The sequence below is a fragment of the Nocardioides sp. NPDC006273 genome, from assembly GCF_040613495.1.
Lineage (GTDB): Bacteria > Actinomycetota > Actinomycetes > Propionibacteriales > Nocardioidaceae > Nocardioides.
The window spans coordinates 1-14,297 of record NZ_JBEXSD010000018.1 but is presented as its reverse complement, the minus strand read 5'-3'; the positions used below and the strand labels follow the sequence as shown (position 1 = coordinate 14,297).

Below are 14,297 nucleotides of genomic sequence, written 5' to 3'. Positions count from 1 at the left end.
ATGGTCGAGCGATGGTGCTGTGACCCGCCCCGAACCGCTGCTTACAGTGGCCGATATGAAGATCACCGTTGTCGGCGTGGGATACGTCGGGATGTCGCTCGCGGTCCTGCTCGCGCAGAAGCACGAGGTCGTCGTCCTCGACATCTCCCAGGAGCGGGTCGACATGGTCAACGCGCGGAAGACACCGATCGAGGACGCCGAGATCACCAGCTTCTTGGCCACCAAGGAGCTCGGTCTGCGCGCGACCCTCGACAAGCAGGACGCCTACGCGGACGCCGCGTTCGTCGTCGTCGCCACTCCGACCAACTACGACGAGGCCTCGAACTACTTCGACACCTCCACCGTCGACAGTGTGATCGTGGACGCGGTGAGCTACGCGCCAGAGGCCGCGATCGTGGTGAAGTCGACGATCCCGGTCGGCTACATCGCGGCCAAGCGGGCCGAGCATCCCGAGACGACGCTCTTCTTCAGCCCCGAGTTTCTGCGCGAGGGCCAGGCGCTCCACGACAACCTGCACCCCTCCCGCATCGTCGTCGGCGACGACTCCGCGGCCGCGAAGGGGTTCGCCGAGCTGCTGCTCGAAGGCTCCCTGGAGCCGGACGTGCCGGTCCTGATGACCGGCGCGACGGAGGCCGAGGCGATCAAGCTGTTCGCCAACACCTACCTCGCGCTGCGGGTCGCCTACTTCAACGAGCTCGACACCTACGCGGCCACCCACGGTCTCAACACGCCCCAGATCATCGAGGGCGTCGGTCTGGACCCACGGATCGGGTCGCACTACAACAACCCCAGTTTCGGCTACGGCGGCTACTGCCTGCCGAAGGACACCAGGCAGCTGCAGGCCAACTACCAAGACGTCCCGCAGAACCTCATCTCGGCGATCGTGGAGGCCAACACCACGCGCAAGGACTTCGTCGCCAACGACGTCCTTCGCCGCGAGCCGAAGGTGGTCGGCGTCTACCGGCTGATCATGAAGTCGGGCTCGGACAACTTCCGGGAGTCCTCGATCCAGGGAGTGATGAAGCGGATCAAGGCCAAGGGCGTCGAGGTCATCATCTACGAGCCCGAGCTCGAGGAGCCGGAGTTCTTCCACTCGGAGATCATCAGGGATCTCGACGAGTTCAAGAGCCGGGCCGACGTGATCATCGCCAACCGGCGCACCGAGGTGCTCGCCGATGTCGCCGACAAGGTCTACACCCGCGACATCTACGGGCGGGACTGAGGTCCACCGGCGGACATCGGGCTGTCGCGGGCGACCTGCGAGTAACGGACCGGTGAACATCGGCGGGCAACGAACCGTGCGCCGATGCGTACAGTTATGGTCGCGTCTTCTGCTCAGTGTCTAGGAATGAGGCAACATCATGGCTGGTGACTCCGAGACCCGCCCCTGGGGTTCGTGGCAGGTCATCGACGTCGGTCCGGGGTACAAGGTCAAGCGGATCGAGGTGCTCCCCAAAAGCCGCCTCTCCTACCAGACCCACACCCACCGCTCCGAGCACTGGGTGGTCATCTACGGCAAGGCGACCTGCATCATCGACGGTGTGACCACCATCGCCGGCCCGGGCGAGTCGGTCGACGTCGCCGTCGGCCAGGCCCACCGGATCTGCAACGAGACCGACGAGCCGCTCTCGATCATCGAGGTCCAGCGCGGTGGCTACACCGGCGAGGACGACATCGTCCGGCTCGAGGACGACTTCGGCCGGGTCGAGCAGACGGTCGCGGCCGAAGCCTGAGGCCCGGCTAGGCGAGCAGCCCGAGCAGGTACTTCCCGTAGCCGCTCTTCAGTAGCGGCTGGGCGAGCTCGCAGAGCTCCTCGTCCGAGAGCCAGCCCTGGCGCCAGGCGACCTCTTCGGGGGCGCCGATCTTGGTGCCCTGGCGGTGCTCGATGGCGCGGATGAAGTTGGCGGCCTCGTTGAGGTCCTCGAGGGTGCCGGTGTCGAGCCAGGCCGTGCCTCGGGGCAGAACCTCGACCTGGAGGGTGCCGGCCTCGAGATAGATCCGGTTGAGGTCGGTGATCTCGAGCTCGCCGCGCGCGGACGGCTTGAGCTGGCGGGCGTGCTCGATGACCGAGCTGTCGTAGAAATAGAGGCCGGGGACGGCGTACGGGCTCTTCGGCTCGGCAGGCTTCTCCTCCAGGGAGATGGCCTTGTGGTTCTCGTCGAACTCGACGACGCCGTACGCCCTCGGGTCGGCGACGCGGTAGCCGAACACAGCGCCACCGGAGATCGTCTTGAACCGGGCGAGCTGGGTGCCGAGGCCGGGGCCGTAGAAGATGTTGTCGCCCAGGACGAGGCCGACACAGTTGTCGTCCTCGCTTGCGCTCGCATCGAGGAAGCCCACGTCGGCGCCGATCGTGAACGCCTGGGCGAGACCGTCGGGGGAGGGCTGCTCGGCGTAGCTGATGTTGACGCCGAGATGGCTGCCGTCACCCAGGAGCCGGTGGAACCCGGAGGCCTCGTGGGGCGTCGTGATCACCAGGATGTCGCGGATGCCTGCCAGCATCAGGGTGGTCAGTGGGTAGTAGATCATCGGCTTGTCGTAGATCGGCATCAGCTGCTTGCTGATCGCGAGCGTGATCGGGTGCAGACGTGAGCCGGTGCCGCCGGCAAGAATGATCCCCTTCATGGTTCGTTGATCCTACGGATGTTCACCCCACGTTCTAGGGAACCCGCCGGGGCGCGGCAACCATCAGGTGGTGAATTCTGCCTACGATGAACCGGTGAGACGGATTCTTGTGACTGGCGGCGCCGGGTTCATCGGCTCCAACTTCGTGCACCACCTCGTGGCCAACACCGATGCGTACGTGACGGTGCTCGACAAGCTGACCTATGCCTCCTCGGAGGCATCGCTGGCCGGGCTGCCGGAGGACCGGGTGAAGCTGGTGGTCGGCGACATCTCGGACGCCGCGGTCGTCGAGCCGCTGGTCGCGGAGTCGGACGCCGTGGTGCACTACGCGGCCGAGTCGCACAACGACAACTCGCTCTCCGACCCGGCGCCGTTCGTCCAGACCAACATCGTCGGCACGTTCGTCCTGCTCGAGGCCGTCCGCCGCCACGACGTGCGGTTCCACCACGTCTCCACCGACGAGGTCTACGGCGACCTTGACCTGGACGACCCGAAGCGGTTCACCGAGGACACCCCCTACCAGCCGTCTTCGCCCTACTCGGCCACCAAGGCCGGCTCCGACCACCTCGTCCGCGCCTGGGTGCGCTCCTTCGGCGTGCGTGCGACGATCTCCAACTGCTCCAACAACTACGGCCCGTGGCAGCACGTCGAGAAGTTCATCCCGCGCCAGATCACCGAGGTGATCGAGGGGCGCCGGCCGCGCGTCTACGGCGACGGGCTCAACGTGCGCGACTGGATCCACACCGAGGACCACTCCTCGGCGGTCTGGGCGATCCTGGAGAAGGGCCGGACCGGGGAGACCTACCTGATCGGTGCCGACGGCGAGAAGTCCAACGTTGACGTCGTCCGCGCGATCCTGCGTCACTTCGGCCGTCCCGAGGACGACATCGAGTGGGTCACCGACCGCGCCGGCCACGACCGTCGCTACGCCATCGAGTCCGGCAAGCTGCGCAGCGAGCTCGGCTGGGAGCCGAAGTACCAGGACTTCGACAAGGGCTTGGCCGCGACGATCGCCTGGTATCAGGAGAACGAGGCCTGGTGGTCGCCGCTGAAGCACGAGACCGAAACCAAGTACGCCGCGAAGGGGCAGTGACCGTGCCTGACGAGCGCGTGCCGGAGCTGACCGTCGAACAGGCCCCGATCCCGGGCATGCTGGTAGCCCGTCTGCCTCTGCACGGGGACTCCCGCGGCTGGTTCAAGGAGAACTGGCAGCGCGCGAAGATGGTGGAGCTGGGGCTCCCCGACTTCGGTCCGGTGCAGAACAACATGTCCTTCAACGCCTCCCGCGGTGCGACCCGTGGCATCCACACCGAGCCGTGGGACAAGTTCGTCTCCGTGGCGTGCGGACGGGTGTTCGCGGCGTGGGTCGACATGCGCGAAGGGGACTCCTTCGGAGCGACGTTCTCCATCGAGATCGGCCCCGACACCGCGGTCTTCGTGCCGCGCGGGGTCGGCAACTCCTACCAGGCGCTCGAGGACGGCACGGTCTACTCCTACCTGGTCAACGACCACTGGCGTCCCGGGTTCGCCTACCCGGCGCTCAACCTCGCCGACGAGACCGCCGCGATCGCCTGGCCGATCCCGCTGGACTCCGCCGAGCTCTCCGACAAGGACCGGGCCAACCCGCGCCTGGCCGAGATCACCCCGATGAAGCCGAAGAAGACGCTGATCATCGGCGCCAACGGCCAGCTCGGCCGGGCCCTGGCCGCGACCTTCCCCGAGGCGGACGCGGTCGACCTCGACGAGCTGGACATCTCGGACGAGAAGGCCGTCGCGGCGTGGCCGTGGCCGGACTACCAGCTCATCCTCAACGCCGCCGCCTACACCGCCGTCGACGTCGCCGAGACCGCCGACGGCCGGCGCACCGCCTGGGCCGCGAACGCGACGGCTCCGGCGCTCCTCGCCCGGGTCGCGACCGAGCACCGGCTGACCCTGGTGCACTACTCGACCGAGTACGTCTTCGACGGCACCGCCACCGAGCACACCGAGGACGAGCCGGTCTCACCCCTCGGCGTCTACGCCCAGTCCAAGGCTGCCGGTGACATCGCCGTCGCCGGCGCTCCCCGTCACTACATCCTGCGCACGTCCTGGGTCGTCGGCGACGGCAAGAACTTCGTACGCACCATGGCGGCTCTCGCCGAGAAGGGCGTCTCGCCCACCGTGGTGGACGACCAGATCGGCCGGCTCACCTTCACCGACACCCTTGCCGCGGCCACCGCTCACCTGCTGCGGTCCGAGGCTGCGTACGGGGTCTACAACTGCACCAACGCCGGCGAACCGTGCTCGTGGCGCGACATCGCCGCTGAGGTGTTCTCGCTGTCGGGGCGCGACGTGGGTGACGTGGGCGCGACCTCGACGGAGGCCTACTTCGCGGGCAAGGAGGGGGTCGCGCCGCGACCGCTCAATTCGGTGATGTCCCTCGACAAGCTCACCGCCACCGGCTTCGAGCCCGAGGACCACCTCGAAGCCCTGCGCCGCTACCTGAAGGCCTGAACCCCGCTGGTCGACACGCTCGGCCGCGGGCGGCCTCGCGGTGGTTCCTGAGCCTGTCGAAGGGCTCGACCAGCGGGGCGCGGCCTACTTGTCCGAGCGGTCGGGCAGCCGCCAGGCAGCGGCGTTGTTGTCGAAGGCGGCCAGGCCGCGCGACTGGCGGATGAAGCCCCACAGCAGTGGACCGAGGAGCAGCATCCCGCCGCCCAGGAACAGCAGGAACGTCGCGTCGGCTCCGAGCATCTTGGCGCCGGAGAGCGTCAGCATGATGACGATGCCGCGGCGGATGACCGACTGGGAGACCCAGCGCGCCATCCGGGAGCCGAGGAAGGTGCCGGGGGTGCCGCCGAGGATGAGCGGGATCAGCACCGCCCACTCGACGCCGTGGTTGATCACCTGCCCGATCGCGGCGGCCAGGACGAGCGGCACCGCCTGGACCAGGTCGGTGCCGACCAGCTTGACCGCGGAGAGCGTCGGGTAGACCAGCAGCAGCGCGATCATGATGACCGAGCCGGAGCCGACCGAGGTGATGCCGACGAGGAGGCCGCCGAGCGCGCCGATGACGATCGTGAGCAGCGGCTTCAGGGTGGGATCACCCTCGGGGGCCTCGTTGCCGCCGGTGACCAGGCGAAGCTGGAGGTACATCCGGAACATGTAGGACGCGGCCGCGAACAGCAGCGCCCCGCCGAGGATGAGCTTGAGGAAGTGGTCGGTGTCGCCCGGCGCCAGCTTGTGCACGAACGTGCCCAGGAAGGCGAAGGGCACCGAGCCGATGACCAGGTACGTCGCCAGCCGGAGGTTGGGGGAGCCGTGGCGCCAGTGCACCGTGGCACCGACCGACTTGTTGACCGAGGCGGCGACGAGGTCGTTGGCCACGGCGGTCGTCGGGGGCACTCCGAGGAAGATCAGCGCCGGCGTCATCAGGGCGCCACCGCCCATGCCGGTCAGTCCGACGACGATGCCGATGCCGAAGCTGACCACGAGCACGCTGAGTGCTTCTTGGGTGAGGAGGTCGGCGAGCACGGGGCAACTCTCACATAGTCTCGCCCCCATGCCAGCACCCGTGCCGTTCGCCGAGATCATCCGCTCCGACTTCGTCGAAGGACACCATTACGGGTCCGCCGTCGCCCTGGCTGCCGACGGCACCGTGGGGTGGTCGCTCGGTGACGTCGACTCACCGATCCTGCCCCGCTCCTCGAACAAGCCGGTCCAGGCTCTCGCGATGGCGATCCTCGGCCTCGACCTGCCGCCCGATCTGCTCGCCCTCGCCTGCGCCTCCCACTCGGGGGAGGCGATCCACCAAGAAGGCGTACGCCGCATCCTCGCCACCGTCGGCCTGGACGAGTCCGCGCTCGGCAACATCGAGGACCACCCGTTCGGGGTGGAAGCCCGCGAGGAGGCGCTGCGTCGCAATCAGCCGAAGTCCCGGCTGGCGATGAACTGCTCCGGCAAGCACGCCGCGATGCTCGCCACCTGTGTCACGGCCGGCTGGCCGCTCGAGGGCTATCTGGATCCCGAGCACCCTCTTCAGGTGGGGATCCAGGAGGTGCTCGAGGCGTGCACCGGCGAGGCTGCGTACGTCACCGTCGACGGCTGCGGGGCGCCGGCTCTGTCCACGTCGCTGACCGGGCTGGCGCGGGCGTTCTCGACCCTCGCCGCGGCGGTCGACGGCCCGGCTGCGCGGGTCGCCGCGGCGATGCGCGCACACCCCGAGTACGTCTCGGGCACGACCCGCGACGAGGTGGCGCTGCACCGGGCCGTACCTGGTCTGATCGGCAAGCTGGGTGCCGAGGCGGTCTATGCGGTCGCGCTGCCCGACGGCCGCGCCTGGGCCTTGAAGACTGACGACGGCGGTGACCGGGCGCGGCCGGTCGTGATGGCCGCGGCGCTGCTTCGGGACGGGGTCGGCGACCTCGAGGGGGTCGACGCCGACGCGGTGCGGGCGACGGGTGATGCGCCGATCCTCGGGGGCGGGCGCAGGGTGGGGGAGATCCGGGCGCTGCTGTGAGTTGCTCGCAGATTGCTAGCGGATTGCTAGCGGGTTTCGAACGCCGCTCCACGCGTGTTTTCGCTGGTTGATAACGCAACTAGTAGGTGATGTGTGTCACTTCAGTTGCCGAGGACTTGTGTTTGCTAGCAATTGTTAGCACACTGGGGGCATGGTCAAGAGCAAGGTCACGAGTGCGGTCGGCACGCTCGGCGAGTATCTGAAGGAACAGAGGATCTCGGCCGAGATGTCTCTGCGTCAGCTTGCCGACCAAGCAGGCGTGTCCAACCCCTACCTCAGCCAGATCGAGCGCGGTCTGCGCAAGCCATCGGCTGAGGTCCTCCAGCAGATCGCCAAGGCGCTGCGGATCTCGGCGGAGCAGGTCTATGTCCGTGCCGGCATCCTCAGCCCTGACTCGAACGTCGCCGGGTCCGTGGAGCTCGCGGTGCTCGCCGACCCGACGCTGACCGAGCGGCAGAAGCACTCGCTGCTCGACGTCTATCACTCGTTCCTTGCTCTCAACGGTCGTGTCACCGACGATGCGCCGGCCGCCGATGAAGAAGCACCCCATCCTGAGGAGAACCCAGATGCCCACCCTGCCCAAGATTGAGACCACCAAGCCCCTCAACGCCGTCGCCGGCGTCGCCGACCTCGCCTACGAGACCGTCAAGGGTTACGCGACCGACATCCAGAAGCGGGTCGACGGCTACCGCTCCGAGGCGACCACCAAGCTGACCGACGCCCGCACCAAGGCGACCGAGAAGGCCACCGCCGCCAAGACCACCGTGACCGGCTTCAACCCGAAGACGCTCCCGGCCCTGGCGAAGGAGCAGTACACCGTCCTTCCCGAGAAGCTGAAGGTGACCGTCAAGTCGAAGCTCGACGAGACCACCGACAACGCCACCGGCACCTACGACAAGCTCGCCACCCGCGGTGAGACCTTCGTCGCGAAGCTCAAGAAGAACGAGATCGTCGCCGAGAGCCCCGCGGCCCCCGCCCCGGCCGCCGCGGCGACCCCCGAGGCGCCGGCCAAGCCGGCCCCCACCAAGAAGGCCCCGGCGAAGAAGGCTCCCGCCAAGAAGGCCGGCACCACGAACGCCAAGGCCTGATCCAGGTCGAACAGCGAAGGCGGCCCGCTCGAAAGAGCGGGCCGCCTTCAATTTCGCCGGGAGCCGGTCAGCTGGGGTAGTCGGCGCCTGCGGCCTGGCGGGCCTCCCAGGCGGTGGCGACCATGGAACGCAGGTCGTGGCGCATCTGCCAGTCCAGGTCCCGGCGGGCGAGGTCGCCGGTGGCGACGATGCGAGCGGGATCGCCGGGGCGGCGCGGGTTGATGACGGGCTCGAACTCGATGCCGGTCACCTCACGGATCGTGTCCATGATCTGCCGGACCGAGGAGCCTTCGCCCGAGCCGAGGTTGTAGACCGGCTCGAGGTCCTTGCCCTCGGCGAGCCGCTTGGCGGCGACCACGTGGGAGTGGGCGAGGTCGGCGACGTGCACGTAGTCGCGTACGCAGGTGCCGTCGGGGGTCGGGTAGTCGTCGCCGTTGATCTGCGGCGTCTTGCCCTTCGCCAGCGCGTCGAAGACCAGCGGGAAGAGGTTGTGGGGGCTGGTGTCGTAGAGGTCCTTGCTCCCGGAGCCCACCACGTTGAAGTAGCGCAGGCTCGTGTGCGTGAGCCCCTCGGCGCGCGCCACGTCGGCGATCAGCCACTCGCCGATCAGCTTCGACTCGCCGTAGGGGCTCTCCGGGTTGGTCGGCGTGGTCTCGGTGACCAGGTCGACGTCGGGGGTCCCGAAGGTCGCGGCCGAGGAGGAGAAGACGATCTGGTCGACGCCGGTGGCTGCCATCGCCTCGAGAAGGGTGGCGGTGCCGGTGACGTTCTGGGCGTAGGTGTGCAGCGGGCGCTGCACCGACACCCCGGCGTACTTGAAGCTGGCGAGGTGGATGACGCCCTCGACGCCGTTGTCACCGATCCCCTGCTCGACGGCGGACCGGTCGAGCAACGACGCCTCGACGAGCGTGACGCCGTCGGGCACGAACTTCGTGAACCCCGAGGAGAGATCGTCGAGGACCACCGGCTCCAGGCCTGCGTCGAGCAGCGCCTGTACGACGTGCGATCCGATGTAGCCCGCGCCTCCGGTAACCAACCAACTCATGCGAAGAAGATAGCGCGGGTCTCGACGAGCTCGACCACCGGCGGCTCTAACGTGGGCAGGGTGATCCTCCTGCACGGTGACGGTGACCCGACCACTCCCGAGGGCCTGCGCGCCATCTACGCGCCGCCCCGGCTGCCTTGGCTGCGCGCCAACATGGTCAGCTCCCTGGACGGCGCCGCGACCGGCTCCGACGGCCGGTCCGGCACGGTCAACAACACCGTCGACGTCGAGGTCTTCCACGCCCTGCGTGACCTCGCGGACGTGGTCCTGGTCGGGGCGGGGACCGCCGCCGCCGAGACCTACGAAGCCAAGGGAACGCCGATCGTCATCGTCTCCCGCAGCGGCCGGATCCCCGACGATCTTCGCGGCAGCGGGCCTGGCTCCGTCCGGCTCGCCACGGTGGCCGGAGCGCCGGGCCTGGCCGCGGCCCGCGCCGAGCTCGGCGACGAGAACCTCTACGTCACCGACACCCTCGAGGTCGACCTCTCGGCGCTCCTCGCCCGCCTGCACGACGAGGGGCTGCGGCATGTGCTCTGCGAGGGCGGGCCGTCGCTGCTCGGCACGCTGCTCGAGGCCGGCCTGGTCGACGAGCTCTGTCACACCATCACCCCGAAGCTCCTCGCCGGCGGCGGCCCACGCATCGTGACCGCGCCGCCCCTCGAGGTGCCGGTTTCCCTGGGGTCCCTCATCGAGCACGACGGCACCTTGCTCGGCCGCTGGCTCCTGTGACCGCGTCAGTCTTCACCCCTGGTAATTCCATGACGTCCATGGTCAGTTTCCGGTAACGAATTCTTGAGACCGAGAGTTTTACTCTTGACGGGGTCCGACCCAGCCGATTGACTCACCGATCGTGCCAGGTATGACGGCAGTCACAGCGAAACGACCGCGTCAGGCACTCTCGGGAAGACGTGTACGAGAGTGGCTGACCTTTCTGGCGTTCGTGCTGCCCAACGTCGCGCTGATCGCGGTCTTCATCTATCGGCCGCTCTTCCAGAACATCTACTACTCGACCCTCAACTGGACGTTGGGCTCGAAGTTCGCGACCCCGGTCGGGCTGGGCAACTATCGCGACTTCTTCGCCTCCGGTGAGGCGAGCAAGGTGCTGACCACGACGGGGATCTTCACCGTCGCGACCGTCGGCTTCACCCTCGCCCTCGGTCTCGGCGTCGCGCTGGCCCTCAACCGCAAGCTCCCGGGCGCGGGTTTCGCGCAGGCCACTGTCTTCGCGCCGTACATCCTCTCCGGCTACGGCGTAGGGCTCGCCTGGCTCTACATCTTCGATCCCAACATCGGCGCGCTCTCCGCGATCCTGCGCGATGTCGGCCTGAACAGCCCGGAGTGGATCAACTCGCCGCCGTGGACGCTGACGATGGTGATCATCGTCTACGTCTGGAAGAACCTCGGGTACGCCGCGGTCGTCTATCTCGCCGGGCTGCAGGCCGTCCCGGGCGAGCTGCTGGAGGCGGCCGATCTCGACGGCGCCGGCCCGGTGAGGCGGTTCTTCACGGTGACCCTGCCGCTGCTGTCGCCGACCACATTCTTCCTGATGGTCACCACGATCCTCAGCAGCCTGCAGGCCTTCGACCTCCTGATCGCGATGGACAAGCTCGGCCGCGGCGCTCGCACCCTGATCTTCGACGCCTACCTGACGGGCTTCAAGGAGCAGAGCCAGGCGGGCTACTCCGCGATGCTCTCGACGGTGCTCTTCGCGATCCTCGTCGTGCTCACGCTCGTCCAGCTGATCGTCGTCGAGAGGCGGGTCCACTACCGATGAGCGAGCGTCAGCGAGCGATCATGGAACCTTTCATCGGGCGGCGTCCGTATTCTGGCGCTTGCGCTACGGAGGCCGCCCGATGAACCACTCGATGAGCGCGGCTGCTCCTTCGCGCAGGGTGCGGCTGACGCCGCTGACCGTACGCGACTACCTGATCCTGCTGCTCGCAGTCCTCGTCGTCGTGCTGCCGCTCGGCTACATGTTCCTGGCGTCCTTCAAGGGCCCCGGCGATCTGGCGACGACAGACCTGGTCGTCTTCCCCGAGGTCTGGAAGCCGGAGAACTACTCCGAGGCCGCACAGAAGGTCTCCTTCGGGCGACTCTTCCTCAACTCCAGCATCGTCACGGTCGTCGGCGCCGGGCTGAAGGTGCTGCTGGCGATCCTGACGGCGTACGGCCTGGTCTTCTGCGAGTTTCCCGCCAAGAAGTACGTCTTCTGGGGCGTGCTCGCCACGATGATGGTGCCGCCGCAGGTCACCGCCCTCCCCAACTACGTCTTCATCAGCAGCCTCGGCGGCGAGAACACCTACTGGGGCATCATCCTGCCGGGCCTCGGCACCGGCTTCGGTACGTTCCTGCTGCGCCAGGCGTTCATGCAGCTGCCCTACGAGGTGATCGAGGCAGCGCACCTCGACGGCGCCGGCCACTGGCGGCGGCTGTGGCACTGCGTGGTGCCGATGTCGCTGCCGTCGATCGCGACCGTCGCTCTGGTCGCCGTGGTCTACGAGTGGAACGACTATCTGTGGCCGCTGATCATCATCACGGATCCCGAGATGATGACGCTGCCGCGCGGTCTCACGCTGCTGCAGAACAGCGAGTCCGCGGCCAGCTCGTTCGGGGTGCTGATGGCCGGCACCGTGATGGTGCTGCTGCCGATCCTCGCCGTCTTCGCCTTGCTCCAGCGCCACATCGTCAACGGCTTCACCCAAGGCGGCGTCAAAGGCTGACGTTCTCAGCCCACAGTTGGCACAACAGGGAAAGGATGCTTCATGAACACCTCGTCCAACCTGCATCGCTCGGGTCTGATCCTGGACCGACGACGGTTCCTCGGCCTCAGCGCCCTGGGCATCTCCGCGGCGGCGCTCTCCGCCTGCGGTGGCGGTCCGTCGACCACCGGCGGCGGCAACGGCCGCAGCACCGTCGAGCAGATCGACTTCAGCGGCGTGAAGCCGGCCAAGGAGATCACCTTCTGGACCTCCAACCCTGGTGACTCGATCAAGGTCAGCACCGAAATCGTCGACGCCTTCAACTCGTCGCAGTCCGACATCAGGGTCAAGCTGGTCACGGCCGGCGCCGACTACGAGGAGATCGCGCAGAAGTTCCAGACGGCGCAGACCGGCGGCGACCTGCCCGACATCATCAACCTGTCGGACGTGTGGTGGTTCCGCTACAAGATGAACGACCAGATCATCCCGCTCGACTCCCTCTTCGAGGCGCTCGAGTTCGACACCGACGACTACGTCGACTCGCTGCTGGGTGACTACCTCTACGACGACGCCCACTGGGCAGTGCCCTGGGCTCGCTCGACGCCGCTGTTCTACTACAACAAGGACCACTGGAAGAAGGCCGGGCTCTCGGACCAGGGACCGGCGACCTGGGAGGAGTTCGACGAGTGGAAGACCAAGCTCGCCTCCGCCAGCGGCGCGAAGTTCGCGTTCCAGCTTCCGGCCCTGGCGGGCTATGCCGGCTGGACCATGCAGAACAACCTGTGGGGCTGGGGCGGAGGATGGTCGAAGGAGGAGTCCTTCGACATCACCTGCAGCTCGGCCGAGGCGGTCGAGGCCATCTCCTTCCTCAAGGACTGGGTCTACAAGGACAAGGTCGCCGGGGTGGCCGGGGTCGACCAGATCCAGGACTTCGCGGCGGGCGTCGCCAGCGCCACCGTCGGCTCGACCGGTGACCTGATCACCGCGATCACCTCGGCGAAGTTCGACGTCGGCGTCGCTCCGCTGCCCGCCGGGCCGGTGGAGGCCGAGCGGATCAGCCCGACCGGCGGCTCGGGCGTCGGCATCCCGAAGGACATCAGCCCAGAGCGGCAGCTCGCGGCGGGGACGTTCATCAAGTTCCTCACCGAGCCCGAGCAGGCGATCAAGTTCTCCGAGGCGACCGGATACGTGCCGATCCGCAAGTCCGCAGACCCTGCGGCGATCGTGAAGAAGACCCCGCAGGCGCAGGTCGCGATCGATCAGCTCCCGAACACCCGCTCGCAGGACTACGCCCGCGTCTTCCTGCCCGGTGGCGACCTGGAGATGGCCAACCACATGGCCACGATCCTCACCGAGAACAAGGACGTCCAGACCGAGCTGGACAGCCTCAAGACGGCGCTGGAGAAGATCTACACCGACCAGGTCGAGCCTCTCGTCTGATGAGTGCCGAGCGTGGGTCACCTGCGGGTGCCCTACGCTCGGTTCCCGTGAGCGAGGACTTGGTAGTGGAGCGGCGCCCCGGCGTCGTACAGGTGACCTTCAACCGGCCGCAGAAGCACAACGCCTTCACGCACGAGATGTACGGCGAGCTGCACGCCCTGTGCGACGAGCTCGCCGCCGACGAGTCGGTGAAGGTGCTGGTCCTGACCGGCGCCGGCGGCCGGGCGTTCGCCGCCGGCAACGAGATCTCCGACTTCCTCTCCCGCGACGCGGTCGACTACGAGGACTGGATCCGCGCGCTGTTGGAGAAGCTGTTCGCCCTTCCGCAGGTCACCATCGCCGCGGTCGACGGGGTCTGCGTCGGCGGCGGTCTCGCGGTCGCGACCCACTGCGACCTGCGGGTCGCGACGCCGCACTCGCGCTTCGGCTACCCGATCGCGAAGACGCTCGGCAACGCGCTCGCGGCGTCCATCGTCTACCGCGCCGCCGCCGTCTTCGGTGAGCCGGTCGTGCGCGAGATGCTCCTCACCGCCCGGTTGGTCGGCGCCGATCGCGCTTACGCCACCGGTGCACTGACCGCGGTGACCGACTCGCTGGCCGACGAGGTCGACGCCCTGGTCGAGGGGATCCTGCCGCTCTCCGGGGTCACGGTCCGAGCGACCAAGAGCCAGCTCGCCGACTTCGCCGCCCGGGCCGAGGCCTCGCCGGAAGGCGATGAGGACCTGCTCCGCGAGGTCTACACCGGCGCCGACTTCAAGGAGGGCGTACGCGCGTTCCTGGCCAAGGAGAAGCCCGCCTTCCGCTAGGTGTGATGTCCAGGCACGTTGGTCGAAGTCCTGCGACGACACGATCTGACTTGTAGGTGGACGAAGGCCTCCCCGGTGTGGAGTGGAGCTGTCTAG

15 protein-coding genes are annotated in these 14,297 nt (G+C 67.8%); 12 read left to right on the top strand and 3 right to left on the bottom strand.

Annotated features, from left to right (window positions below; all coding sequences use genetic code 11):
- The first annotated feature begins 55 nt into the window (after positions 1-55).
- Positions 56-1,222 (top strand): nucleotide sugar dehydrogenase, encoded by a 1,167-nt coding sequence (locus ABZZ22_RS10235; protein ID WP_354930209.1) that lies wholly within the window; start codon positions 56-58, stop codon positions 1,220-1,222.
- A 139-nt stretch (positions 1,223-1,361) separates the two neighbouring features.
- The gene (locus tag ABZZ22_RS10230; protein WP_354930206.1) at positions 1,362-1,733 is read left to right on the top strand and encodes a phosphomannose isomerase type II C-terminal cupin domain; all 372 of its coding nucleotides are present in this window, start codon (positions 1,362-1,364) and stop codon (positions 1,731-1,733) included.
- A gap of 7 nt (positions 1,734-1,740) precedes the next feature.
- Here the strand turns inward: ABZZ22_RS10230 and rfbA are convergent, their stop codons facing one another.
- Positions 1,741-2,625, bottom strand: coding sequence for a glucose-1-phosphate thymidylyltransferase RfbA (gene rfbA / locus ABZZ22_RS10225; RefSeq protein ID WP_354930203.1), 885 nt, complete (start codon positions 2,623-2,625; stop codon positions 1,741-1,743).
- A 94-nt stretch (positions 2,626-2,719) separates the two neighbouring features.
- Here rfbA and rfbB point away from each other — a divergent pair, with 94 nt between their 5' ends.
- Together rfbB and ABZZ22_RS10215 are read left to right on the top strand one after the other, a co-directional pair.
- A complete protein-coding gene (gene rfbB / locus ABZZ22_RS10220) occupies positions 2,720-3,718 on the top strand; it encodes a dTDP-glucose 4,6-dehydratase (RefSeq protein ID WP_278472650.1) in 999 nt (332 codons plus the stop codon).
- A 56-nt stretch (positions 3,719-3,774) separates the two neighbouring features.
- Positions 3,775-5,118 carry a bifunctional dTDP-4-dehydrorhamnose 3,5-epimerase family protein/NAD(P)-dependent oxidoreductase gene (locus ABZZ22_RS10215; RefSeq protein WP_354930408.1) on the top strand — a complete coding sequence of 448 codons (1,344 nt, stop codon included), beginning with the start codon at positions 3,775-3,777 and terminating at the stop codon, positions 5,116-5,118.
- Positions 5,119-5,202: 84 nt separating this feature from the next.
- On the opposite strand, the gene ABZZ22_RS10210 is transcribed toward ABZZ22_RS10215, so the two are convergent.
- The gene (locus ABZZ22_RS10210; protein WP_354930199.1) at positions 5,203-6,138 is read right to left on the bottom strand and encodes a sulfite exporter TauE/SafE family protein; all 936 of its coding nucleotides are present in this window, start codon (positions 6,136-6,138) and stop codon (positions 5,203-5,205) included.
- A 28-nt stretch (positions 6,139-6,166) separates the two neighbouring features.
- On the opposite strand from ABZZ22_RS10210, the gene ABZZ22_RS10205 reads away from it, so the two are divergent.
- The 3 genes from ABZZ22_RS10205 (at position 6,167) to ABZZ22_RS10195 (ending at position 8,211) form a co-directional block, all read left to right on the top strand.
- On the top strand, positions 6,167-7,123 hold the full coding sequence (locus ABZZ22_RS10205; RefSeq protein ID WP_354930196.1) for an asparaginase: 957 nt from the start codon (positions 6,167-6,169) through the stop codon (positions 7,121-7,123).
- Positions 7,124-7,274: 151 nt separating this feature from the next.
- Positions 7,275-7,712, top strand: coding sequence for a helix-turn-helix transcriptional regulator (locus ABZZ22_RS10200; RefSeq protein WP_354930193.1), 438 nt, complete (start codon positions 7,275-7,277; stop codon positions 7,710-7,712).
- Positions 7,690-8,211, top strand: a complete 522-nt coding sequence (locus ABZZ22_RS10195) for a hypothetical protein (RefSeq protein WP_354930189.1) — start codon at positions 7,690-7,692, stop codon at positions 8,209-8,211. The genes ABZZ22_RS10200 and ABZZ22_RS10195 overlap by 23 nt, the downstream gene beginning before the upstream one ends.
- A gap of 67 nt (positions 8,212-8,278) precedes the next feature.
- Here ABZZ22_RS10195 and galE read toward each other — a convergent pair whose 3' ends face one another.
- Positions 8,279-9,256, bottom strand: coding sequence for a UDP-glucose 4-epimerase GalE (galE, locus tag ABZZ22_RS10190; protein WP_354930186.1), 978 nt, complete (start codon positions 9,254-9,256; stop codon positions 8,279-8,281).
- A 60-nt stretch (positions 9,257-9,316) separates the two neighbouring features.
- Here galE and ABZZ22_RS10185 point away from each other — a divergent pair, with 60 nt between their 5' ends.
- The 5 genes from ABZZ22_RS10185 (at position 9,317) to ABZZ22_RS10165 (ending at position 14,201) form a co-directional block, all read left to right on the top strand.
- Complete coding sequence (locus ABZZ22_RS10185) at positions 9,317-9,985, top strand: dihydrofolate reductase family protein (RefSeq protein ID WP_354930183.1); 669 nt, start codon at positions 9,317-9,319, stop codon at positions 9,983-9,985.
- Positions 9,986-10,196: 211 nt separating this feature from the next.
- Entirely contained in the window at positions 10,197-11,030 is an 834-nt protein-coding gene (locus ABZZ22_RS10180) for a sugar ABC transporter permease (protein WP_354930180.1), read from the top strand.
- Positions 11,031-11,109: 79 nt separating this feature from the next.
- Positions 11,110-11,976, top strand: coding sequence for a carbohydrate ABC transporter permease (locus ABZZ22_RS10175; protein ID WP_354930177.1), 867 nt, complete (start codon positions 11,110-11,112; stop codon positions 11,974-11,976).
- 42 nt (positions 11,977-12,018) lie between these two features.
- The gene (locus ABZZ22_RS10170) at positions 12,019-13,395 is read left to right on the top strand and encodes an ABC transporter substrate-binding protein (protein WP_354930175.1); all 1,377 of its coding nucleotides are present in this window, start codon (positions 12,019-12,021) and stop codon (positions 13,393-13,395) included.
- A gap of 47 nt (positions 13,396-13,442) precedes the next feature.
- On the top strand, positions 13,443-14,201 hold the full coding sequence (locus ABZZ22_RS10165; protein WP_354930172.1) for an enoyl-CoA hydratase-related protein: 759 nt from the start codon (positions 13,443-13,445) through the stop codon (positions 14,199-14,201).
- Positions 14,202-14,297 lie beyond the last annotated feature (96 nt).